This is a genomic window from Achromobacter sp. PD1 (assembly GCF_048541815.1).
Taxonomy (GTDB): domain Bacteria; phylum Pseudomonadota; class Gammaproteobacteria; order Burkholderiales; family Burkholderiaceae_B; genus Achromobacter; species Achromobacter bronchisepticus_A.
Genome location: NZ_CP183349.1, coordinates 619,047 through 640,905, shown reverse-complemented (window position 1 = coordinate 640,905; position 21,859 = coordinate 619,047). Strand labels below are relative to the sequence as shown.

At 68.1% G+C, this 21,859-nt stretch carries 17 protein-coding genes; 6 read left to right on the top strand and 11 right to left on the bottom strand.

Annotated elements, in window-relative coordinates; translation table 11 throughout:
* The first annotated feature begins 24 nt into the window (after nucleotides 1-24).
* The 3 genes from ACM1PE_RS02965 to ACM1PE_RS02955 are packed head-to-tail and all read left to right on the top strand — an operon-like array spanning nucleotide 25 to nucleotide 1,513.
* On the top strand, nucleotides 25-639 hold the full coding sequence (locus ACM1PE_RS02965; RefSeq protein WP_059374967.1) for a TetR/AcrR family transcriptional regulator: 615 nt from the start codon (nucleotides 25-27) through the stop codon (nucleotides 637-639).
* Nucleotides 636-1,079 (top strand): PaaI family thioesterase, encoded by a 444-nt coding sequence (locus ACM1PE_RS02960; protein ID WP_054450477.1) that lies wholly within the window; start codon nucleotides 636-638, stop codon nucleotides 1,077-1,079. Before ACM1PE_RS02965 ends, ACM1PE_RS02960 begins: the two co-directional genes overlap by 4 nt.
* Nucleotides 1,076-1,513, top strand: a complete 438-nt coding sequence (locus ACM1PE_RS02955; RefSeq protein WP_306633807.1) for an NAD(P)-binding domain-containing protein — start codon at nucleotides 1,076-1,078, stop codon at nucleotides 1,511-1,513. Before ACM1PE_RS02960 ends, ACM1PE_RS02955 begins: the two co-directional genes overlap by 4 nt.
* Here ACM1PE_RS02955 and ACM1PE_RS02950 read toward each other — a convergent pair.
* The 7 genes from ACM1PE_RS02950 to axyZ all read right to left on the bottom strand — a co-directional run bounded on the left by ACM1PE_RS02950 (nucleotide 1,484) and on the right by axyZ (nucleotide 9,449).
* Nucleotides 1,484-2,251, bottom strand: a complete 768-nt coding sequence (locus ACM1PE_RS02950; RefSeq protein ID WP_419342535.1) for a phosphatase PAP2 family protein — start codon at nucleotides 2,249-2,251, stop codon at nucleotides 1,484-1,486. The two genes, ACM1PE_RS02955 and ACM1PE_RS02950, sit on opposite strands and share 30 nt — an antisense overlap.
* A gap of 37 nt (nucleotides 2,252-2,288) precedes the next feature.
* On the bottom strand, nucleotides 2,289-3,074 hold the full coding sequence (locus ACM1PE_RS02945; protein WP_419342534.1) for a metallophosphoesterase family protein: 786 nt from the start codon (nucleotides 3,072-3,074) through the stop codon (nucleotides 2,289-2,291).
* On the bottom strand, nucleotides 3,071-4,045 hold the full coding sequence (locus ACM1PE_RS02940; RefSeq protein WP_059374979.1) for a diacylglycerol/lipid kinase family protein: 975 nt from the start codon (nucleotides 4,043-4,045) through the stop codon (nucleotides 3,071-3,073). Before ACM1PE_RS02940 ends, ACM1PE_RS02945 begins: the two co-directional genes overlap by 4 nt.
* Nucleotides 4,046-4,124: 79 nt before the next feature.
* Complete coding sequence (locus ACM1PE_RS02935) at nucleotides 4,125-5,924, bottom strand: gamma-glutamyltransferase family protein (RefSeq protein WP_419342533.1); 1,800 nt, start codon at nucleotides 5,922-5,924, stop codon at nucleotides 4,125-4,127.
* Nucleotides 5,925-6,126: 202 nt separating this feature from the next.
* Nucleotides 6,127-7,629: an ABC transporter substrate-binding protein gene (locus tag ACM1PE_RS02930; RefSeq protein ID WP_059374980.1), complete on the bottom strand. Its 1,503-nt coding sequence runs from the start codon at nucleotides 7,627-7,629 to the stop codon at nucleotides 6,127-6,129.
* Nucleotides 7,630-7,839: 210 nt separating this feature from the next.
* Complete coding sequence (locus tag ACM1PE_RS02925) at nucleotides 7,840-8,736, bottom strand: LysR family transcriptional regulator (RefSeq protein ID WP_280016131.1); 897 nt, start codon at nucleotides 8,734-8,736, stop codon at nucleotides 7,840-7,842.
* Between the two features lie 74 nt (nucleotides 8,737-8,810).
* Nucleotides 8,811-9,449, bottom strand: coding sequence for a multidrug efflux transcriptional repressor AxyZ (axyZ, locus tag ACM1PE_RS02920; RefSeq protein WP_419342532.1), 639 nt, complete (start codon nucleotides 9,447-9,449; stop codon nucleotides 8,811-8,813).
* A 223-nt stretch (nucleotides 9,450-9,672) separates the two neighbouring features.
* Between axyZ and ACM1PE_RS02915 the strand changes: the two genes are divergently transcribed.
* From ACM1PE_RS02915 to oprZ, 3 genes are read left to right on the top strand one after another with little or no spacing between them, the layout of a single operon-like run.
* A complete protein-coding gene (locus ACM1PE_RS02915; RefSeq protein WP_419342531.1) occupies nucleotides 9,673-10,884 on the top strand; it encodes a MexX/AxyX family multidrug efflux RND transporter periplasmic adaptor subunit in 1,212 nt (403 codons plus the stop codon).
* 6 nt (nucleotides 10,885-10,890) lie between these two features.
* The gene (locus tag ACM1PE_RS02910; protein ID WP_419342530.1) at nucleotides 10,891-14,028 is read left to right on the top strand and encodes a multidrug efflux RND transporter permease subunit; all 3,138 of its coding nucleotides are present in this window, start codon (nucleotides 10,891-10,893) and stop codon (nucleotides 14,026-14,028) included.
* Nucleotides 14,025-15,407, top strand: coding sequence for a multidrug efflux RND transporter outer membrane subunit OprZ (gene oprZ / locus ACM1PE_RS02905; RefSeq protein ID WP_419342529.1), 1,383 nt, complete (start codon nucleotides 14,025-14,027; stop codon nucleotides 15,405-15,407). The genes ACM1PE_RS02910 and oprZ overlap by 4 nt, the downstream gene beginning before the upstream one ends.
* Before the next feature lie 4 nt (nucleotides 15,408-15,411).
* On the opposite strand, the gene ACM1PE_RS02900 is transcribed toward oprZ, so the two are convergent.
* Genes ACM1PE_RS02900 through ACM1PE_RS02885 form a run of 4 tightly spaced genes read right to left on the bottom strand, consistent with a single transcriptional unit; the run spans nucleotide 15,412 to nucleotide 21,831 of the window.
* Nucleotides 15,412-16,068 carry a helix-turn-helix transcriptional regulator gene (locus ACM1PE_RS02900; RefSeq protein WP_059374993.1) on the bottom strand — a complete coding sequence of 219 codons (657 nt, stop codon included), beginning with the start codon at nucleotides 16,066-16,068 and terminating at the stop codon, nucleotides 15,412-15,414.
* A 53-nt stretch (nucleotides 16,069-16,121) separates the two neighbouring features.
* Nucleotides 16,122-17,567, bottom strand: coding sequence for an efflux transporter outer membrane subunit (locus ACM1PE_RS02895; protein ID WP_419342528.1), 1,446 nt, complete (start codon nucleotides 17,565-17,567; stop codon nucleotides 16,122-16,124).
* 15 nt (nucleotides 17,568-17,582) lie between these two features.
* The gene (locus tag ACM1PE_RS02890; protein WP_419342527.1) at nucleotides 17,583-20,687 is read right to left on the bottom strand and encodes a MexW/MexI family multidrug efflux RND transporter permease subunit; all 3,105 of its coding nucleotides are present in this window, start codon (nucleotides 20,685-20,687) and stop codon (nucleotides 17,583-17,585) included.
* A 16-nt stretch (nucleotides 20,688-20,703) separates the two neighbouring features.
* On the bottom strand, nucleotides 20,704-21,831 hold the full coding sequence (locus ACM1PE_RS02885; RefSeq protein ID WP_118931887.1) for an efflux RND transporter periplasmic adaptor subunit: 1,128 nt from the start codon (nucleotides 21,829-21,831) through the stop codon (nucleotides 20,704-20,706).
* Nucleotides 21,832-21,859 lie beyond the last annotated feature (28 nt).

Here is a 21,859-nt window from a genome sequence, read left to right as displayed (position 1 = left end):
TCGTCGACTCCTCCATTCAGCCATATGCCTACGCCCCCTTCCCGCGCCGACCGTTCCGAACGGCTGAACGCGCTGCGCCGCCAACTGGTTCTGGACGCCGCGCAGCGCGTGTTCGAGCGCGACGGCCTGGAGCAGACCACGATCCGCGCGATCGCCAAGGAGGCCGGCTGCACCACCGGCGCCATCTACCCCTGGTTCGCCGGCAAGGAGAGCATTTATGGCGCGCTGCTGGAAGAATCGCTGGAACGCCTGCATGCCCATCTGGCCGAGGCGGCCTCCGATGGCCCGGCCCCGACGGCGGCGCGCACCGCGATCCATGCGTTCTTTGGCTACTACGCCGAACGGCGGACCGACTTCTCGCTGGGCATGTACCTGTTCCAGGGGCTGGGGCCGCGCGGTCTGGGCCGGGAAATGGACGAACGGCTCAACGCCCGCCTGCGGCAGTGCGTAGACCTGCTGGGCGTGGCGCTGGCCCGGACCAAGTCCTGGGAGGCCGCGACCGTCGCGGTTGAACAGATGAATCTCTTCACCTATTTGATGGGGTTGCTGCTGCTGCTGCACACCCGGCGCCTGAAATCCCTGGGCCAGCAAGCGGAAACGCTGCTGGACAACTACTGCCTCGCCCTGGAGCAACGATGACCGCAACCGACCTGGACACCCCGGCCGACGCCCCGCTGATCAGCCTGGCCGACTTCCATATATTGCTGGCCGACCAGCATCCGTTTTCCATGCTGTTGGGCATAGACGTGATACGCATCGGCCGCGGCACGGCGCGTGCGGTGCTTCCGGCGCGCGACGCCCACCAGCGGCTGGGCGGCATCGTCGCCGGCCCCATGCTGATGGGCCTGGCCGACCTAACCATGTACGCCGCGGTGGTGGGCGCCACCGGACAGGCGCACGCGGTGACCGCGAGCCTGACGATCAATTTCCTGCGCAAGAGCCCCGCGGGCGCCATCTATGCCGACGCCCGGCTGTTGAAAGTGGGCCGGCTGTCCGCCGGGGAAGTCATCCTGACCGGCGAGGGTTCGGACGAGCCCCTCGCCCATATCGTGAGCACGTGGTCCGTGCCCAAGCCATGAGCATGCGCGTGAGCATCGTCGGCATGGGCAAGACCGGCACCCGGGCCGCGCAACGCCTCCTGGCGGCCGAGCCGGACATCGCGCTGACTCTCTACGACATCGAGCCGGGGCGTTGCGAGGACTTCCGCGGCAGCGCCACGCTGGCCACCTCCGCGCGGGAAGCGCTGGAAGAATCCGACACCATCGTGCTGGCCCTGCCGCGCGAACGCGAGATCGACCGCACGCTGGAGCGCTTCAGCGACGGCAACGTGACCGCGCCGGTGGCAGGCAAGCTGATCGTGGACCTGGAGCCGCCCTGCGGCGAACGCGCGCGCAGCCTGGACCAGGCCATCGTCGCGGCGGGCGGCCGCTATACCTGCGCGCCCCTGGCCGCGGCGGCCGACGCCCCGGTTGCCGAGGCGCGCTTACTGAACGCGCTGGCCCGCAGCGCATGACGGCCGCAAGCGCTGCGCCACCGCCACGCACAGCGCCAGCCAAGCCAGGCTGATCGCGAAGCCCGCCAGCACGTCGCTGACGAAATGGACCTGCAGCAGGATGCGGCTGAGTCCGATCGCCATGATGAGCGCCACCAGCAACGCGGTGCCCGGCAAGCGCCATGCCGGAGGCGCCAGACGCCAAAGCAGGTAGCAGGCCATGCCGTACACCGCCATCGCGGCCGAGGAATGGCCGCTGGGGAAGCTCCACCCCGCCACGCTGGCGTAGCCATGGTCATGGTCCGGCCGGACGCGCTCGAAGGCGTGCTTGAGCAGCCAGTTGAGCGCCCCGCCGACGCCGGTCGCAACGGCGCATACGACGGCCAGCCCCCATTGCCGGCGAGACAGCAGGAACAGGGTCATCAGCACGGCCACCCCGGTCAGGAAATTCCTGTCGCCCAGATACGTGAACCAAGACAGCAGCCACAGCAGCGGCGTCGACATGGACATGCCCAGCGCGCCAGCCAGCGCCCGGTCGAACGCGACCACCGCGCCCTCGCGCTCGATGGCGTAGGCCAGGACCAGGAACACGACAAGCGCCGCGGACGTCCCCAGCGCGAATAGCGCAACGCGGCCGCCGCCGGACAGGCGCGGCCAGCACCACGCCAAGGTCAGCGCAGCCGCCGCGGCCAGCAAGGGCAGCGCGACAAACAGCTGCAAGGCATGGGCCGCGGCCCATGCCGCATAGGCATCCGTCATAAATAAGAACCCATCACCAAGAAATTCCCGCTCTGTCTCAATACAACGCGACCAGGGTCTTGTCCACCGGTGCAAACGCATGCGCCCCTGCGGCGTAGTCCCAACGCTCGATCCGGCAATCGCCCTGCCCCTCGCGGGTAATGACATTGACCGAATTGGGCACGTTGCCGCGCACGCGGCGCGAGCAGGTGGTTCCGGCCTGGACGACCCAGCCGCCGGAAGGAGCCGCCGGGTTCACGGGCAGCACATAGGGCAGATGAATATGCCCCCCCAGGATCAGGTCCACGCCGGCCTGCGCCCAGGCTTCGAGGGCCCTCTCGCGGCCGTTCAACAGGTTGGACAGGTCCGACTCGACCTTGGCGCGCACGGGATGGTGCGCCACCACGATGCGCAACTGCCCTGGCCTGGCCTGGCGCAGCCTCTCGGCGACCCGCGCGATCTGCGCGCCGGATATCTCGCCATCCTTGCGGCGGCGCGGGCGTGTCGTGTTGACGCCGATGGCGAGCAGGCCGGCGTTTTCAAACACGGGCTCCAGCACCGGGCCCAAAGCCCGCTTGTAGTTGCCGTAAGGATTGAGCGCGCGCGCGAACACGTTGAACAACGGAATATCGTGATTGCCCGGCACCGTCAACACCGGCAGCGACAGGCGTTCAATGAATTTGCGGGCGGCGGCGAACTGGCCGCACCGCGCGCGCTGTGTGATGTCGCCGCTGAGCACCACCAGGTCGGGCGCGAGATTGCAGGCCAGGTCCAGCGCGGCTTCGACCACGGGTTTGCGTTCCGTGCCGAAGTGGGTATCGGAAAAATGCAGGATACGGGTCATGAACGGTCCAAATATTGCGAGTCCGCCGGCACCACCAGCGGCAGCCGTTCGTCGGCCACTTTGAACTCCAGCGGCGTATCCATCCAGGAGATTTCGCCATCCATCGCCACCTTGACCCGGCGGCGCCCGCGCACGGCCACCGTCAGGCGGTCGAAGGCGAAACTCACCACATGCTCGGCTTCGCCCAGGCGGCTGAACAAGCCGCGCAGCAGCAAGCCATAGAGCGCCAGGGTGCCGACCGGCCGCGCCGCCATGGCGATCAGGCGGTTCTGGTCCAGCTCCGCGGATTCGATGCCGATGTGCTCCAGCTGGAGCTTGTTGTTGCCCACCACCAGCGTGGGCGAGCGCAGGTTGCGGGCCTGGCCGCCATGGTCCAGCAGCAGGCTCAACTGGCGCGGCGCGCGCAGCAGCGTGACCAGGCCGGACCACAGCGCCACCAGCCGGCTGCGGCCGTACTTCTGTTTATAGGCTTCGCGGTCCTCGAGCAATTGCGGATACAGGCCCAGGCTGGCATTGACCAGGAACAGCCTGCCATTGAGCATGCCGACCTGCACCGGCCTGGGCTGGCCTTGCAGGAAGCCGCGCAGGGCCACCTCGGTATCTTGCGAGATGCCGTAGCTGCGCCCGAAGTAATTGAAGGTGCCCTGGGGCAGGATGCCGAACGGCACGCCTTTGCCAAGCACGACGCCCGCGACCGCATTGAGCGTGCCGTCGCCGCCCGCCGCGATGACCACGCCCTGCTGTTCCTGCGCGCGCGTGACCGCGGCCTCGGCCGTGGCGGTCAGGCGCGACGGGTCCTGCACGGGCATCAGTTCATAGCGGCGCCCGGCCTCGTCGAGTATGCGGCGGATCGTGTCTTGGAGGATCTGCGCGTCGCCGCGTCCCGATCCGGTATTGAGGACGATGAAGAGGGGTTCTTGTCCCGTCAGGGAATGGGCCTCTGTTGCCGGTTTCTGCTGGGTTGACGTCATGCGTCAAACATACCCCATGCCGGCGAAACGCCGCAACAAGGCCCGCGGCGGGCGCGCCAGGCGCGCCCGCCGCGGCCGTTCAGCGGCCGATGGCGTAAGCCTGCATCAGGCGCGGCGTGGCCGCCGCGTGCAGCAGGCCGTCGGCATCGCGCGAGGCAGCGGTCAACCTGCCCACCGACCACTCGGGCACTTCCTCGATCTGGTGTCCGCGCTGGCGCAGCGCCGCAATGACCTCGGCGCCGAAGCTCGCCTCCACCGCCAGATGTCCCGGCTTGCGGTCGCGCGGATAGAAGGACGTGGGGAAATGCATGGTGTGCGACATGGGCAGATCAATCGCTTCCTGCAGGTTCAGGCCGTGGTGCACGTGGCGCAGGAAGAACAGCAGCTGCCATTGTTCCTGCTGGTCGCCGCCCGGCGTGCCGAAGGCAAGGTAGGGCTTGCCATCGCGCAGCGCCAGCGAGGGCGTCAGCGTGGTGCGCGGACGCTTGCCGGGCGCCAGCGTGCCGGGCAGCCCTTCTTCCAGCCAGAACATCTGCGCGCGGGTATTCAGGCCGAAGCCGAGTTCCGGAATCACCGGCGAAGACTGGAACCATCCGCCCGAAGGCGTGGCCGAGATCATGTTGCCCCAGCGGTCGATGACGTCCACGTGCGTGGTGTCGCCGCGTTTGGCGGAGGCGCGCATGTCGGCTAGCGTGGGTTCATTGGTGGCGCTGCCGGGCGCGGACACCTTGGAGAGACGCTCCAGCGTGTCCATGACGCGCTTCACTTGGGCCTCGAAACCCGGCACCTGGCCAGGCAGCAGATCCTGCGAGGCCGACTCGCCGATGAGCGCGCGGCGTTCGGCGTTGTAGGCATCGGACAGCAAATGCTCCAGCGGCACGTCGACGAAGGCCGGATCGCCGTAATAGGCCTCGCGGTCGGCAAAGGCCAGCTTCATGGCCTCGGTCACGCGGTGCACGAACTCGGCGCTGGTCGGGCTAACGCCGGCCAGGTCCATTTCCTTGAGCAGCGCCAGGGTCTGCAGGAAGACCGGGCCTTGGCTCCAGGAGCCGGCTTTCGCCACGGTGTAGCCGTGATAGTCGTAGGTGACCGGCTTGTCGTAGCTGGCCGACCAGCCCGCCAGGTCCTCGGCGGTAATGACGCCACGGTGCGTGGAACCGCTCTCGTCCATGACGTCGGTGTTGCGGGCGAACCGGTCGATTTCCTCGGCCACGAAGCCGCGGTAGAACGCATCGCGCGCCGCCTCGATCTGGCGCTCGCGGTCCGCGCCGGCGCTTTCGGCCTGCTGCAGCACGCGGGTCCAGGTGCGCGCCAGCGCCGGATTGCGGAACAGCTTGCGGGCCTCGGGCACCTTGCCGCCCGGCACGTAGACGGCTGCGGTCGTCGGCCAATGGGTCTGGAAGAAGTCCTTCAGGCCGGCGATGGTGTTGGAAATGCGCGGCATCAGCGCGTGGCCGTGCTCCGCGTAATAGATGGCGGGCTCCAGCACGTCCCGCACGCGCATGCTGCCGTGGTCGCGCAAGAGCAGCATCCAGGCGTCGAAGGCGCCGGGAATGACGGTGGCCAGCAGGCCGTTGCCGGGGATCAGCTTCAGGCCTTCGGCGCGGTAGCGTTCGAGCGTGGCAGCAGCGGGCGTGGTGCCCTGGCCGCACAGCACTTCGACGCGACCGGTGCGCGCGGAGTAGAACACCGCGGGCATTTCGCCGGCGGGGCCGACCAGGTGGGGCTCGACCACCTGCAGCACGAAAGCCGAGGCCACGCAGGCGTCGAAGGCGTTGCCGCCGCGCTCCAACAGCGACATGCCGGCGGCGCTGGCCAGCCAATGGGTGGAGGTCACGACACCGAAGGTGCCAAGGATTTCCGGGCGAGTGGTAAACATGATGGTTCCTATGGGGCTGTGGTCAGGCATCAAGCCGCTGACACGCAGAGCACTTCCTATGCGGCGAATACCAGGCGGCGAAAAAGCCAAGCACGCCAGAAAGATCTACGGGCGCAATACATCAGGGGCGCCGCGGATCCGGCTCCGCCGGTCCGCCAGCGCGGCCCCAAGGGGGGGCCGGCGCCAGCGGGTAGGAGGGAGCCTACTTTTTAGCGACAGTGACACCCTTCAGGCGAATCAAGCCATCCGGGTACGGAACAAAGCCTTCCACCTTCTTCTGCACGCCGAAGGTCCACGGCAGGTAGAACAGGTAGACGATCGGGCGCTGGTCCTGCATCGCCGTCAGCACCTGGTCATACATGGCGCGGCGCTTGGCGGTGTCCGATTCGGCGCGGGCATCGTTGAGCAGCTTGTCCACGGCGGGATCGCAGAACTTGCCGTCGTTCAGATTGCCCTTGCAGCTCAGGTACTGGTGGATGTTGCCGCTGGGATCGACCCGGCCCGACCAGCCGCTCTGCCCCACTTCGAAGTCGCCGCGCGCGAGCGAGGATTGCAGGGAAGCGAATTCCACCGGACGCAGCGTGATGTCGAAGCCCGCTTCGGCGCCCATGGCCTGCACCAGCTCGAACACCTGCTGCATGGTGGTGTTGTTGCCGAAGGTGATCTCGAACTTGACGCGGTCAAAGCCCGCTTCCTTCAACAGCGCCTGCGCCTTCTTGGGATCGCGGCCCTTGTGCTCGAAGGCCGTGTTGTAGGCGAAGCTGGCCGGCGGGAACGGCTGGTAAGCGGGCTGGAACATGCCTTCGCCGATCACCTGGTTGAGCACGTCGCGGTCGATGGCGAGGTCCAGCGCCTGGCGCACGCGCTTGTCCTTGGCCAGGGGGTTGTTGGCGCGCGCGCCGTTGGCCAGGTTCACCGAAATGGCCTGGAAGCCCAGGCCGGTCACCGGCGCCAGGGTCAGGTTCTTGTCGTCCTTCACGGCCTTGGCATCGCTGGGCGCGACGCGCTCGATGATGTCCAGGTCGCCGGCGCGCAGGTTGTTCAGGCGCACGGTGTTGTCCGGAATCGGGGTGTAGACCAGACGGTCGAAGTGATAGTTGGCGGCGTCCCAGTACTTGGGAAATTTCTCGAGCACGATGCGGTCGTTCTGCACGCGCTCCTTGAACTGGTACGGCCCCGAGCACACCGGCTTGCCGCCAGGGTCCTTGTCGAAGCTGGCGGGCGACATCATCATCCCGGCGCGATCGGACAACTGCGACAGCAGCGAGGCGTCGGGTTCGGACAGGGTCAGCACCACGGTGCTGGCGTCCGGGGCCTCGACGCTGGCGACCGTGGCCAGTTCGCTCTTGCGGTTGCTGTCGGGCAAGGTGCGGGCGCGGTCCAGGTTGGCCTTGACGGCCGCGGCGTTCACCGGCGTGCCGTCGTGGAAGACGGCGTCGGTGCGCAGTTTGAAGGTCAGGACCTTGTTGTCCGGGCTGATGGTCCAGGATTGCGCCAGCTGCGGCACGATCTTCAGGTCCGGCGTGATCTCTACCAGCTTGTCGCAGAGGGAAGCGAAGACGATGCGGCCCACGAAGGTGCGCGCGCGCACCGGGTCCAGCACGTCAGGGTCGTCCTGCAGGCCGATACGCAGGGTGGATTGGGCTTGCGCCAATCCGCTGGCCAGCATTCCCGCCATGGCCATGGCGAGGCAAAGTTTACGCATGAAAGATCTCCGTCGGTTCAGGTCGGCCTGGTTCCCCGCGCGGACGCGCCGCCCGGCATGAGGGAACAGACCCGAGCCGTGCCGCATCCGGGTCCATCCCCCGCCGCGCACGTTCTTGTTGGATTCTGCGCCAGGCGCGCGGCGATTGTATAGAGCGGCGGCTGTCGTAAGCCTAAATGCGCGCCGGGCGGCCGCCTTGCGGACGCGCTTTCAGGGAATGCGGCAAGGCGCCGCGAAGTCCACGGCGGCCTGGACCTCGGCGCGCAGCTTGGCGACCAGCGGCCGGGCATCGTCGCGGCGGTACTGGAACGCATAAGGCATGGCCGCCAGGGGCGTATCGCCTTCCAGCACGCGCAGGCTGCCCTCGGTCTGCAAGGCGCGGGCCCAATGGCTGGGCAGCAGGCCGACGCCGGTGCCTTCTATCAGGAGGCCGACCACCGCCCCCCAGTTGTTGCAGCAGAGCCGTTCGCCGCCCGCCTCGCGGCCCGCCAGCCAGTCGTCGATGATGCGCGTGGTGCCGGCCCCGGCCGGCAGCGTGACCAGCGGCAGGCGCGCCAGCAGTTCCGGCGTCATGCGCGTGGCGCCGTCCAGCAGCGCCGGCGCGGCGACCCAGGAGAATTCGGCCTGGCCTATGGCGGAGGAAGCGATGTTGGGCCGCGAGGAACGGCCCGCGATCACGGCGAAGTCCAGTTCACCGTCGGCCACGCGCTGCTCCAGCACCTGGCCGATGTCCACGTAGGGTTCCAGCACCAGGTCCGGATAGGCGGCGCGCACGCCCCGGATCAGCCGCGGCAGCCAGGTCAGCGCGGTCAGTTCACCCACGCCGAAGCGGCAGCGCCCGCTGAGCCCGGCGCTTTGCGCCAACGACGCCCGGATCTGTTCGGCCGAGGCCAGCAGGTCGCGCGCCTGCGGCAGCAGGCGCTGGCCGGCGTCGGTCAGCACCGCCTTGTGGCCGCTGCGATCGAACAAAGGCAGGCCCAGACCTTCCTCGAGCTCGGTAATGCGCTTGGACAGCGACGATACCGACAGGTGCAGGCGCTCGGCCGCCACGGCGAAACTTGCGCAGGTGGCGGCCCAGTAGAAGGCTTCGAGTTGCTTGAGGGTCATGCCGGGATTGTAGAGGCGCCCGGCATGGAAATGCCCTCCTTTGGGACGCTGCGTTGCAAAGCGCCCCCGCGGCATCAGACGGTTTTCGGCGTCAGCAGATGCGCGGAAAACCGGAGGGTATCGATGGCGGCGCGGAGCATGCGCTCGACGCGCGGCCACATGTCGCCCTTGAGGCGATCGGACCAGCAGATGCTGTCGAACACCCCGTCGACCAGGGCGTGCAGATAAAGATTGGACAGGCGCACGTCCAGCGCGCGCGGCAGGTCTTCGCGCTTGACCGCGGCGCGCAACAGTTTCTCCGAGGTGCGCAGGGCGTGGCGCTCCCACAGGTCGCGGCGGCGCAGCAGGGGCGCGTTTTCGTCGCTGCGTTCGCATTTCAGGTACAGGATCTCCAGCACGCGCTGCACCGAGCCTTCCTGCGCGTAGATCTGGATGTACTGCCGCATGGAGGTGTAGAGCGATTCCAGCGCCTCGCCGTCGGTCGAGACATGAGTCAGCGGCGCAGCCTCGCCCAGCGCGCGGTCGCACATGGCGATGCAGACGTCGATCTTGTTCTTGTAATGGCCGTAGACGGCGCCCCGGGACACCCCTGCGTGGTCGGCTATGTCGCTCATGGTGGTAGCGGCCACCCCTTTGGACAGGAACACGTGTTCCGCGGCATCCAGGATGCGGTCGCGGGTGCGTTGGGACTCTTCCTTCGTCTTGCGGGCCATGCGGGGACCTCCTTCTTAAAAAATCGGCTGCAAAAAAATGGCGACTTCAAAACAAGAAGCCGCCCTTTTCGTCACTGTGAATAAGTGTGAAGCGGGGAGCATACTTCCGAACAAAATAATTAATCAAGCGTGACGGATTAAATGATAGACTCGCTTCCCCACGCGGGAAAGTCGGCGCCTTTCCCCACCTCAGCCCTCCCAGGGCCCATCAGAAATTTTAAAAATGAAGCAAAGAGTCTCTCTACGCACGCTCGCCCTTTCTTCCGTACTAATTCTTATTACCGGTTGCTCGAAACCGGAAGCCCAACAAGCCACCGAGGCTCCCGCCGAAGTCGGCGTCATCGTTGCCCGGGCCACGCCCACCAGCGTCGCCACCGAATTGCCGGGCCGGCTGGAGCCCTACCGCGAGGCCGAAGTGCGCGCGCGGGTGGCCGGCATCGTCACGGCGCGTCTGTACGAGGAAGGCCAGGACGTGACGCGCGGCGCCGCCCTGTTCCAGATCGATCCCGCGCCCTTGCAGGCCGCCTACGATTCCGAAGCCGCGAACCTGGCGCGCGCGCAGGCCAACCTGTCCGCCGCCGCCGACAAGCTGCGCCGCTACGCCGACCTGGTGTCGGACCGCGCCATCAGCGAACGCGACCATGCCGAAAGCGTGGCGCAGGAGCGCCAGGCGCGGGCCGAGGTCGCCCTGGCCCGCGCCAACCTGCAAAGCGCCAAGCTGAAGCTGGATTACGCGCGCGTCACCTCGCCCATCGACGGCCGGGCGCGGCGCGCGCTGGTGACCGAAGGCGCGCTGGTGGGCGAAGGCCAGGCCACGCCGCTGACGGTGGTGCAGCAGATCGATCCCATCTACGTGAACTTCGCCCAACCGGCGGCCGAGGTGATGCAGCTGCAAAAGCAGATCCGCGCGGGCGCCCTGGAAGGCGTGGCGCCGGACCAGGTGCGGGTGCGGCTGCTGCTGCCCGACGGCTCCGAGTACGGGCGCGGCGGCACGCTGTCGTTCGCCGACCTGGCGGTGGATCCGGGCACGGACAACGTCACCATGCGGGCGCTGTTCGAGAACCCGGGCCGCGACCTGCTGCCGGGCATGTATGTGCGGGTGCGGCTGGAGCAGGCGATCAACCGCGACACCTACCTGGTGCCGCGCAACGCCCTGCTGCGCAACGCCGAAGGCGCGCACGTGCTGGCCGCGGATGCGGACGGAGAACTGCAGAAGATCGTCGTCACCGCGCAGCGCCTGCAGGGTCCGAACTGGATCGTCACGCAGGGATTGGCGGGCGGCGAGCGCATCGTCGTCGAGAACGCCGCGCATCTCGCGGCGGGACAGAAAATCAAACCGGTGGAACGCGCCGCGCCCAGCGCGCAGGCTCCCGCCCCCGGCAACCCGGAGGCCGGCGTCCAGGCAAGGACGCCCGCCGCGGGTCAAAAAGGATAAACCGCAATGGCGCGTTTTTTTATCGATCGCCCCGTCTTCGCCTGGGTGATCTCGCTGCTGATCGTGCTGATCGGCATTCTGTCGATCCGCGCGCTGCCGGTGGCGCAGTATCCGGACATCGCTCCGCCGGTGGTCAACGTCGGCGCCAGCTATCCCGGCGCCTCGGCCAAGGTGGTCGAAGAGGCGGTCACCGCCATCATCGAACGCGAGATGAACGGCGCTCCGGGGCTGATGTACACCTCGTCCAGCAGCGACTCGACGGGCTGGGCCAGCATCAACCTGACCTTCAAGCAAGGCACCAATCCGGACCTGGCGGCCGTGGAAGTGCAGAACCGCCTGAAGGCGGTGGAGCCGCGCCTGCCCGAATCGGTGCGCCGCGACGGCGTGCGCGTGGAGAAGGCGGCCGACAACATCCAGCTGGTGGTGTCGCTGAAATCGGACGGCGGCCTGGATGACATCCAGCTGGGCGAGCTGGCCGCCTCCAACGTGCTGCAGGCGCTGCGCCGCGTGGAAGGCGTGGGCAAGGTGCAGTTGTTCGGCGCGGAAGCCGCCATGCGCATCTGGCCCGATCCCGCCAAGCTGACGGCCATGTCCCTGACTCCGGGCGACATCGTCTCTGCCTTGCGCAGCCACAACGCGCGCGTCACCATCGGCGAACTGGGCAACCAGGCCGTGCCGAAGGACGCTCCGCTGAACGCCAGCATCGTCGCCGGCGAGTCGCTGCGCACGCCCGAGCAGTTCGGCAACATTCCGCTGCGCGCGCAGCCGGGCGGCGCCACGTTGCGCCTGAAGGACGTGGCGCGGGTCGAACTGGGCGGCACCGACTATATGTACCTGTCGCGCGTGAACGGCATGACCGGCACGGGCCTGGGCATCAAGCTGGCGCCGGGTTCGAACGCGGTGGACACGACCAAGCGCATCCGCGCGACCATGCAGGAGCTGGCCCAGTACTTCCCGCCGGGCGTGACCTGGGACATCCCCTACGAGACCTCCACTTTCGTGGAGATTTCGATCAGAAAGGTGCTGATGACCCTGCTGGAAGCCGTGGCCCTGGTGTTCTGCGTGATGTATCTGTTCATGCAGAACTTCCGCGCCACGCTGATTCCGACGCTGGTCGTGCCGGTGGCGCTGCTGGGCACGCTGGGCGTGATGCTGGGACTGGGCTATTCCATCAACGTGCTGACGATGTTCGGCATGGTGCTGGCCATCGGCATCCTGGTCGACGACGCCATCGTGGTGGTGGAGAACGTCGAACGCATCATGGCCGAGGAAGGCTTGTCGCCGCGCGAGGCCACGGTCAAGGCCATGGGCCAGATCAGCGGCGCCATCGTGGGCATCACGGTGGTGCTGGTGTCGGTGTTCGTCCCCATGGCCTTCTTTGACGGCGCGGTGGGCAACATCTATCGCCAGTTCGCCGTGACGCTGGCCGTGTCGATCGCCTTCTCGGCCTTCCTGGCGCTGTCGCTGACGCCGGCGCTATGCGCCAGCATGCTCAAGCCCATCGCCGCCGGCCACCACGAGAAGCGCGGTTTCTTCGGCTGGTTCAACCGGGCCTTCGCGCGCCTGACCGCGCGCTACACCGCCCGGGTGTCGGGCGTGCTGGCCCGTCCGGTGCGCTTCGGCCTGGCCTATCTGGCGGTGATCGCCGCGGTGGCGCTGCTGTTCGCGCGCCTGCCCTCTTCTTTCCTGCCGGACGAAGACCAGGGCAGCTTCATGGCCATGGTCATCCTGCCCCAGGGTTCGCCGCAAGCCGAAACCATGGCGATGGTGAAGGAGGTCGAGCGCTACATGATGGAGCACGAGCTCGTCGAGTACGTGTATTCGGTCAACGGCTTCAGCAACTACGGCAGCGGACCGAACTCGGCCATGTTCTTCGTCACGCTGAAGGACTGGAAGCAGCGCAGCGGCGCCGACCTGCACGTGAACGCGGTGGTGGAACGCGTCAACGCCGCCTTCGCCGACCGCAAGAACGTCATGGTGCATGCGCTGAACTCCCCGCCGCTGCCGGACCTGGGCTCCACTTCGGGCTTCGACTTCCGCCTGCAGGACCGCGCCGGGCTGGGCTACGAAGCCCTGACCCAGGCGCGCCAGCAATTGCTGGCGGCGGCGGCCAAGCACCCCGCGCTGACCGAGGTCGTCTTCGCGGGCCAGGAAGAAGCGCCGCAGCTGGAGCTGCGCGTCGACCGCGACAAGGCCCAGGCCATGGGCGTGCCGCTGGACGAGATCAACACGGCGCTGGCGGTCATGTACGGCTCGGACTACATCGGCGACTTCATGCTCAATGGCCAGGTGCGGCGCGTGACCGTGCAGGCTGACGGCAAGAGCCGCGTCGACATGGAAGACGTGTCGCGCCTGCACGTGCGCAACCTGCAGGGGCAGATGGTGCCGCTGTCGGCCTTCGCCACCCTGAATTGGTCGATGGGACCGCCGCAGCTCAACCGCTACAACGGCTTCCCCTCGTTCACCATCAACGGTTCGGCCGCCCCTGGACACAGCAGCGGCGAGGCCATGCGCGCCATCGAGACGCTGGCGGCCGAACTGCCGCGCGGCATCGGCTTCGACTGGTCGGGACAGTCCTATGAGGAACGGCTGTCCGGCAACCAGGCGCCGGTGCTGTTCGCGCTGTCGGTGCTGGTCGTGTTCCTGGCGCTGGCCGCGCTGTATGAAAGCTGGTCCATCCCGCTGGCGGTGATCCTGGTGGTGCCGCTGGGCGTGATCGGCGCGGTGCTGGGCGTGACGCTGCGCGGCATGCCCAACGACATCTACTTCAAGGTCGGCCTCATCGCCACCATCGGGCTGTCGGCCAAGAACGCGATCCTGATCGTGGAAGTGGCCAAGGACCTGGTGCGCGACGGCCAGGGCATCGTATCGGCCACTCTGGAGGCCGCGAGGCTGCGGCTGCGGCCCATCGTGATGACCTCGCTGGCCTTCGGCGTGGGCGTGCTGCCCCTGGCGCTGGCCACCGGTGCGGCCTCGGGCGCCCAGGCCGCGATCGGCACGGGCGTGCTGGGCGGCATCGTCACGGCGACGGTGCTGGCCATCTTCCTGGTGCCGCTCTTCTTTTTGATCGTGGGCCGCGCGCTGGGCATGCGCGTGCGCCCCTCGCGTCCGCAAGGCCGCGAAACGCTGGAGACCACGCCATGAAGGCTATGGCAATGACCCTGCTTGCGCTGGCCCTGGCCGGCTGCTCGCTGGCCCCCAAGTACGAACGGCCGGCTGCGCCGGTCCCCCAGGCCTATGACACGCCCGACGCGCAAGGGCTGGCGGCCATGCCGCAGGACTGGCGCGATTACTTCAACGACCCGGCGCTGCAGGCCTGGATCGCCGCCGCCTTGGAGAACAACCGCAACCTGCGGGTGGCGGCGCTGCGCATCCAGGAAGCCCGGGCGCTGTACGGCGTGCAGCAGGCCGACCGCCTGCCGTCCATCGACGGCTCGGGCGAGTTCAGTCGCGGACGCGGCGCGGAACCCGGCCAGCCGCGCATGCCGGTGGCGGACCGCTACCGTGCCGCCGTGGGCATCGCGGCCTTCGAGCTGGATTTCTTCGGCCGCGTCAAAAGCCTGAGCGACGCCGCGTTGTCGCGCTACCTGGCCAGCGAGGAAGCGCACCGCGCCGCCACGCTGTCGCTGGTGTCGGAGACGGCCACGGCTTACTTCAACCAGCGCTCGCTGGCGGAACAGCTGCGCCTGACCGAGAGCACGTTGGCGTTGCGCGAGGCCTCGCTCAAGCTCACCCAGCGCCGCTACGACGCCGGGCTGGAAACGGCCGTGGGGCTGCGCACCTCGCAGATGCTGGTGGAGTCCTCGCGCGCCACGCATGCCGAACTGAGCCGGGAATACCGCCAGTCCGTGCATACGCTGGGTCTACTGGCGGGAGACTTTTCCCTGCCGCCCGACACCGATGCCGTCACGCTGGAAAGCCAGAGCCTGACGCCGCTGGCCGCGGGCCTGCCCTCCGCCCTGCTGATCCGTCGTCCGGACCTGCGCCAGGCCGAGGACACGCTACGGGCCGCCAACGCCGACATCGGCGCGGCGCGCGCGGCGTTTTTCCCATCGGTGCAGCTGACCACCGACATCGGCACCACGGCCGGCAGCTTCTCGGACCTGTTCGGCTCTGGCACCGGCACCTGGACCTTCGCGCCCAAGCTGACCCTGCCCATCTTCAACGCCGGGCGCAACAGCGCCAACCTGTCGCTGGCGGAAACGCGCAAGGACATCGCGGTGGCCCAGTACGAGGGCAGCATCCAGCAGGCCTTCCGCGAAGTGGCCGACGCGCTGTCCGCGCGCGACACGCTGCGCGCCCAGATCGACGCCCAGCGCAAGGTGCGCGACGCCGACCGCGACCGCCAGCGCCTGACCGAAAGGCGCTACGAGCGCGGCGTGGCGAGCTATCTGGAAATGCTGGAAGCGCAACGCAGCCTGTTCGAATCCGAACAGGAGTTCATCCGGCTGCAGCAGCGCCGGCTGGTCAACGCGGTGGAGTTGTACAAGGCGCTGGGCGGCTGGGAGCAGCCCGGATCCTGACGGATCAGTCAGCCTTGTCGATGCGGTAGGCGCAGCGGCGCGCGCCCGCGAGGATGTGCTCTTCGCGCCGCACCCGGACCTCTGCTCCGAGCACCTTGTGGAAGAGTTCCAGCTCGCTGCGGCAAAAGCCCATACAGGCTTTGGCCGCGGAGCAGATCGGGCAGTGGTTCTCGATGAAGAGGAAGTCCGCGCCATCCTTGCGCAGCTCGGCCATGTAGCCTTCGGCGCAACGGACTTCCACCAGCCGCTCCAGCCTTTCCTTCAGGCTGCGGGCGCCCTGCATGGCCTGGCGATAGCCGTTGAGCATGGCGGTTTCGCGCGCCTGGATCAGTTTTTCGATGCCCTCTTCGCCGAACACCTGGCGCACGGCGCCCAGCATCTGTACCGTCATTTCGGCATGCGTGTCCGGAAAGCGCCCGTTTCCGGCATCGGTCAGAAACCAGATCTGCGTGGGCCGGCCGCGGCCCGCGCTGTGGCTTTCGGAATCCACCAGTCCTTCCGCATGCAAGCGCGTCATCTGCTGACGCACCGCCTCGGCCGTCACGTCCAAGGTCTTGGCAATGACGGCGACGGATTGCGGGCCGCGCGTCTTCAGGGTCATGAGCACGCGGTCGGCGGGCTGATGCTCCCAGACCACGGGATGGGACGGACTGTCAGACATGAATGTGGAGTCTCCGGTTGTTTGCCTATGGTGCCATGAACCGCGGCTGCCAGTCAGCCGGAAGCCGCCTGCGGGTCGGCGGCCGGCGCTTCCCATCCGCCTCCCAGCGCCTTGTACAGCGCAATCAGGCGGGTATAGGACTCGGTTTCGGCCACGGCCACGGCGTCCTGGGCGCGCAAAAGCGTACGCTGCGCGTCCAGCACCGTCAAATACGGGGTGCTGCCTTCACGGTAGCGCAGTTGCGCCAGTTCCGCCGCCCTGCCGCTGTGCGCGGCCGCCTGCGCCAGGCTGCCCAGGCGCTGCTGGGTCTGGCCGTATTCCGTCAGCGCCGATTCCAGTTCCTCGACCGCCCGCAGCACGGTCAGTTCATAGCTGGCGACGGCGCCGTCCGCGCGCGCCACCGCGCCGCGCTTGCGCGCCAGCGCCGTGGGCAGGTGGAAGGCGGGCCAGTTGGCCGTGGCCGCCACGCTGAACGCGCGGCTGGCCGATGAGCCGAAATCCGCGCCGCGCAGGGCGACAAAGCCCAGGAATCCGCCCAGGTCGATGCGCGGATACAGTTCGGCGGTCGCTACGCCCACGTCGGCGTTGGCAGCGGCCATGCCGCGCTCGGCCGCCAGCACGTCCGGGCGCCGCGACAGCAAGGCGCTCACGTCGCCGATCGGCAGGCGGGTGTCCAGGGGAGCCAGCGCCTTGCCCGCATCAAGCTCGCCCAGCTCCACCGGGCGCAGGCCCGCCAGCACGGCGATCCGGTATTGCGCCAACCGCCGGGCCGCGATCTGCACCGGCACGCTGGCCTGCACGGTCTCCAGTTCGGCGCGCGCGCTGGCCAGGTCGCCTTCGTCGCCACGGCCAGCCGACACCATGGCCTGGATCACGCGCAGGCTGTCGCGCTGGCTCTGCAGATTGGCGCGCGCCACGGCCAGGCGCTGTTCCGCGCCGCGCAGCTCGAAGTAGTTGCGCGCCACTTCGGCCGCCACCACGATGCGGGTCTGGGCCAGGTCCGCGGCCTGCGCCTCGCTGCGCGCGGCGGCGCCCTCGGCCGCCCGGCGCAGCCGGCCGAACAGGTCCAGCTCCCAGGTGGCGTCAAAGCCGGCCCGATAGCTTTCGGCCAGGTTGCGTTGACCCGCGATGCCAGCATTGGCCTGGGACAGGCTGCGCTCATAGCCGCCGCCCAGCTTGACCACGGGCAGCCGGTCCAGATCCTTCTCGTCCAGCACCGCGCGCGATTCGGCCAGGCGCGCCTGCGCCATGCGGATGTCGAGATTGCGGGACAGCGCCAGATCGATCAGCCGGTCCAGCTGCGGATCCTGCAATTGCTTCCACCAGTCGCGCTGCAATTGATCGGTGGAGAACAGGGCCTGTTCAGGGCTGGCCAGCGCCACCGGCGCGGCCTGGGGCTTCTGGTAGTCGGGGCCGACGGCGCAGCCGGCGGTGGCCAGCGCGGCCAGCAGCACGGCCGCGCCGCGGCGCAAGCGCAGGGAAAGTTGTGGATGCTTCATGATGGTTTCCTTCGGCTAAGCGGAGGCGGCGGGCGCCGCGGCGTCCTCGGCCTGGGCCAGCGCCAGTTCCCGGGCGCGCGGCGTGTCGTGCGCTGCGCGGTGGTCGCGGGCGAAGACGGTGTAGACGGTGGGCAGCACGAACAGCGTGAACAGCGTGCCCACCAGCAGCCCCACCACGATGACCAGGCCCAGGCTGTAGCGGCTGTGCGCGCCCGCGCCGCTGGCGAACAGCAGCGGGATCAGGCCCATGACCATGGCGGCGGTCGTCATCAGGATGGGGCGCAGCCGGATGCGGGCGGCCTGCTCCATCGCGGTGCGCCGGTCCAGCCCGTGGCTGACCTGCATTTCATTGGCGAACTCCACCATCAGGATGCCGTGCTTGCTGATCAGGCCGATCAGGGTCACCAGCCCGATCTGGGTGTAGATATTGATGGTGGCCATGCCCAGCGCCAGCGGTATCAGCGCGCCGCAGATCGACATGGGCACGCTCACCAGGATGATGAAGGGATCGCGCAGGCTCTCGTATTGCGCCGCCAGCACCAGGTAGATCACGATGATGGCGAAGATGAAGGTGATCATCAGCGCCGAGCCTTCCTGGCTGTACTGGCGCGCGTCCGACTGCCAGTCGTAGCTGAAGCCCGCGGGCAGGAACTTGGCCTGGTCGGTCAGGAACTGCACCGCATCGCCCATGGTGACACCCGGCATGGGAATGGCCTGGAAGGTGGCCGCGTTGAGCTGGTTGAACTGGGTCAGCTTGTTGGGCTCCACGCCCATGGACACGGTCACGAGGTTGGACAGCGGTACCTGGGCGCCGCTGGCGCTCTTGACGTAGTAGTGCGCCAGCGACTCCGGCGAGATGCGCTGCTCGCGCAGGCTCTGCGGAATGACGTCATAGGAACGGCCGTCCATGCCGAAGCGGTTCACGTAGTTCTCGCCCACCAGCACGGCCAGCGTGTCGCCGATGGCCTTCATGGTGACGCCCAGGCTGTTGGCCTTGGCGCGGTCCACCTTCAGCTGCACCACCGGGTTGTTGTAGTCCAGATCGCTGTCGACCACCATGAACAGGCCGCTCTCGCGCGCCGCCTTCTTCAAGCCCTCCATGGCCTCGTAGACCACCGGATAGTCGGACGCGCTCATGATGACCATCTGCACCGGCAGCCCGCCGGTCGATCCCGGCAGCGACGGCAGCTGGAAAGCGAAGATGTTGCTGCCCTCGACCTGGTTCACCATGGCCTGCATGTCGGCCTGGATCTGGTCGGCCGAACGGTGGCGCTTATCCCAGGGCACGAAGTCCACGCCGCCGATGCTGTTGGAGACGCCGTCGGAGCCATTGATCAGCCAGCGCCCCTGCTGTTCTGGCAGGGTCTTCATGACGTCGTCCCACTTGCGGCCGAACTTCTCCACGTAGTCGATGTTGGCGTGCTGCGGCGACTTGATCGCCGTCAGCACGGTGGACTGGTCCTCCACCGGCGCCAGCTCGCGCTGCGCCGCGTTGTAGAGGAACGGCAGGCTGGCCAGCACCGCCACGGCGATCAGCCCGGTCACCCAGCGGTGATGCAGCGAGACGTCCAGTACGCGGCCATAGGCGTCGCCCAGGCGTCCGAAGAAATGCTCGGCGCGGCGCGCCATCCAGCCCTCGGAAACGCGGCTGTCCAGCAGGAACGAACTCATCACCGGCGACAAGGTCAGCGCGATGACGCCCGACACCACCACCGAGCCCGCCAGGGTGAAGGCGAACTCCTTGAAGAGCGAACCGGTAAGCCCGCCCATCAGCCCGATGGGCGCGTAGACCGCCGCCAGCGTGATGGTCATGGCGATCACCGGCCCCGCCACTTCGCGCGCGCCGATGAGAGCCGCGCGCACCGGCGACTTGCCCTCTTCGATGTGGCGGTGCACGTTTTCCACCACCACGATGGCGTCGTCCACCACCAGGCCGATGGCCAGCACCATGGCCAGCAAGGTCAACAGGTTCACGCTGAAGCCGAACAGCGCCATGATGGCCGCCCCGCCCAGCATGGACAGCGGAATGGTCAATACCGGAATCAGCACGGCGCGCAAGGACCCCAGGCACAGGAAGATCACCGCCACCACGATGGCGACGGCCTCGATCAGCGTGCGCACCACGCCGTCGATCGAGGCGCTGATGAAGCGGGCCAGCTCGAACGGCACCTGCACGCTGGTGCCGGGCGGCAGGTTCTGCTTGATGTTGGGCAGCAGCTCGTTCAGGCGCTTGACGATCACCAGCGGATTGCCCACCGGCGTGGCGTTCAGGCCGAAGTACACCGCCGGCTCGCCGTCCATCAGGCCGCTGGAATCGGTGGACGCGGCGCCCAGTTCCACCGTGGCCACGTCGCCCAGGCGCACGATCGCGTCGCCCTCGCGCTTGACCACCATGTCGCGGAATTCCGCGACGTTGACCAGGTCCGTGTTGACCTGGATGTTGGACACCACGTACAGGCCCTTGGCCTGTCCCGGCGCCGCCTGCACGTTGTTGTCGCGCAGCGCGTCGGCCAGCTCGCCCGCGGAAATGCCGCGCGCCGCCATCCGGTTCGGGTCCAGCCACACCCGCATCGCCAGTTTCTGTCCGCCGTAGAGCTCCACGCTGGCCACGCCGTCGATGGACGAGAGCTGCGGCTGCACCACGCGCGACAGATAGTCGGTCAATGACGCCAGCGACAAGGTGCTGCTGGAAAAGCCCACATAGGCCACGGCGGTCGCCTCGCCGGCGGACTTGACCAGCACGGGGTCGTACACGTCCTGCGGCAGGCGGTACTTGACCTCGTTGACCTTGGCCATCACCTCGGTCATGGCCTTGTTGGAATCGGCGTTCAGCTTCATCCGCACCGTGATCACGCTGCGGCCTTGGGTGGAGGAAGACGACAGGTAGTCGATGCCTTCCACCGTGGCCACGGACTGCGCGATGGGCTGGGTGACGAAGCCCTGCATGAGATCGGGCGAAGCGCCCGGATACTGGGTGGTGATGGTGATGGTGGTGCTTTCGGTCAGCGGATACTGCCGCACCGGCAGGCCGCTCAGGGCCTTGATGCCCAGCAGCAGGATCAGCGTGCTGACCACCAGCGCCAGCACCGGCCGGCGTACAAAGAGATCGGTGAATTTCATGTTCTGCTCCGCGCCCTCACCGGACTTGCGCCACGGTCTGCTGCGCGGCGTCCAGCGCCACGGTGTCCTGGGCGCTGACCTCGACCGCCGCGCCGTTGTGCAGGCGCAGCTGGCCCGAGGTCACGACCTGGTCGCCCGCCTGCAGGCCTTCGGTCACGACCACGCGGCCGCGCACGCGCTCGGCCGTCTTCACGTAGGCCTGCCGGACCGTCGTGCCGGTGGACGCCTCGCCCGCCTTGGGCGGGTTCAGCACGTAGACGGAATCGCCATAGGCGCTGTAGCTGACCGCGGTTTCCGGCACGGTGATCACGCCGGGGCGCGCCGGCAGGCCGATCTGGCCCTGGGCGTACATGCCGGCCGCGAGCGCGCGGTCGGCGTTGGGCAGGGTCGCCTGCACGCGCACGGTGCGCGATCCCGCATCCACCTGCGGCTCCACGGTGCTGATCTGGCCTTCGAAGACGCGGCCCGCATGGGCGTCGACAGTCACCGCCACCGGCAGGCCCGCGCGCAACGCGCCCATGGCCTGCTCGGGCAGGGTGATGTTGGCATACATGGCGGAAGCGTCGGTCAGCGATACCAGCGGATCGCCGGCGCGGGCGAATTGCCCCAGGTTCACGCGGCGCACGCCCAGCACGCCGTCAAACGGCGCCTTGACGCGCTTTTGCTCGATCAGCGCCTGCACCCGCTTGATGTCGCCCGCGGCCTGGTCGTAGTCGGCCTGCGCCTGGTCCAGCTGTTCGCGCGTGGCGGCCTGCTGCGGCAGCAGGCGGCGGGTGCGATCCAGCAAGGCGCGCGCATTGCGCGCCTGGGCCTGCAAGCGGGCCAGTTCGCCCTGCTCGGGCGCGTCGTTCAACTGCACCAGCAACTGGCCGGCCTGGACCTGCGCGCCCGAGGCGAACAGGATACGGTCGACCCGGCCGTCCACTTCGGCCGCGACCTGCACCTGGCGCGCGGCCTCCAGCGAGCCGATGCCGCTCAGCGTGACCGGGAAGTCCGCCTGCCGCGCGGCGGCCACCGCGACCTTGGCCGGCGCCATGGCCCAGCCGCCCTTTTGCTGCGCGCCGCCGTACTTCCAGTACAGCCCGCCGCCCGCCAGCGCCAGCGCCACGACTCCGGCCGCCCACGCTCCTGATTTCGCCTTCATGATTGACTCGCTATTTATCAAAGAATAT

Excerpts from the sequence above, each read along its gene's own strand:
- ACM1PE_RS02935 (WP_419342533.1), bottom strand. The coding sequence starts at position 5,924 with ATGTTTACCACTCGCCCGGAAATCCTTGGCACCTTCGGTGTCGTGACC.
- ACM1PE_RS02925 (WP_280016131.1), bottom strand. The coding sequence starts at position 8,736 with ATGACCCTCAAGCAACTCGAAGCCTTCTACTGGGCCGCCACCTGCGCA.
- ACM1PE_RS02965 (WP_059374967.1), top strand. The coding sequence starts at position 25 with ATGCCTACGCCCCCTTCCCGCGCCGACCGTTCCGAACGGCTGAACGCG.
- ACM1PE_RS02930 (WP_059374980.1), bottom strand. The coding sequence starts at position 7,629 with ATGCGTAAACTTTGCCTCGCCATGGCCATGGCGGGAATGCTGGCCAGC.
- ACM1PE_RS02895 (WP_419342528.1), bottom strand. The coding sequence starts at position 17,567 with ATGAAGCATCCACAACTTTCCCTGCGCTTGCGCCGCGGCGCGGCCGTG.
- ACM1PE_RS02885 (WP_118931887.1), bottom strand. The coding sequence starts at position 21,831 with ATGAAGGCGAAATCAGGAGCGTGGGCGGCCGGAGTCGTGGCGCTGGCG.
- ACM1PE_RS02910 (WP_419342530.1), top strand. The coding sequence starts at position 10,891 with ATGGCGCGTTTTTTTATCGATCGCCCCGTCTTCGCCTGGGTGATCTCG.
- axyZ (WP_419342532.1), bottom strand. The coding sequence starts at position 9,449 with ATGGCCCGCAAGACGAAGGAAGAGTCCCAACGCACCCGCGACCGCATC.
- ACM1PE_RS02950 (WP_419342535.1), bottom strand. The coding sequence starts at position 2,251 with ATGACGGATGCCTATGCGGCATGGGCCGCGGCCCATGCCTTGCAGCTG.
- oprZ (WP_419342529.1), top strand. The coding sequence starts at position 14,025 with ATGAAGGCTATGGCAATGACCCTGCTTGCGCTGGCCCTGGCCGGCTGC.
- ACM1PE_RS02945 (WP_419342534.1), bottom strand. The coding sequence starts at position 3,074 with ATGACCCGTATCCTGCATTTTTCCGATACCCACTTCGGCACGGAACGC.
- ACM1PE_RS02900 (WP_059374993.1), bottom strand. The coding sequence starts at position 16,068 with ATGTCTGACAGTCCGTCCCATCCCGTGGTCTGGGAGCATCAGCCCGCC.
- ACM1PE_RS02955 (WP_306633807.1), top strand. The coding sequence starts at position 1,076 with ATGAGCATGCGCGTGAGCATCGTCGGCATGGGCAAGACCGGCACCCGG.
- ACM1PE_RS02915 (WP_419342531.1), top strand. The coding sequence starts at position 9,673 with ATGAAGCAAAGAGTCTCTCTACGCACGCTCGCCCTTTCTTCCGTACTA.
- ACM1PE_RS02890 (WP_419342527.1), bottom strand. The coding sequence starts at position 20,687 with ATGAAATTCACCGATCTCTTTGTACGCCGGCCGGTGCTGGCGCTGGTG.
- ACM1PE_RS02940 (WP_059374979.1), bottom strand. The coding sequence starts at position 4,045 with ATGACGTCAACCCAGCAGAAACCGGCAACAGAGGCCCATTCCCTGACG.
- ACM1PE_RS02960 (WP_054450477.1), top strand. The coding sequence starts at position 636 with ATGACCGCAACCGACCTGGACACCCCGGCCGACGCCCCGCTGATCAGC.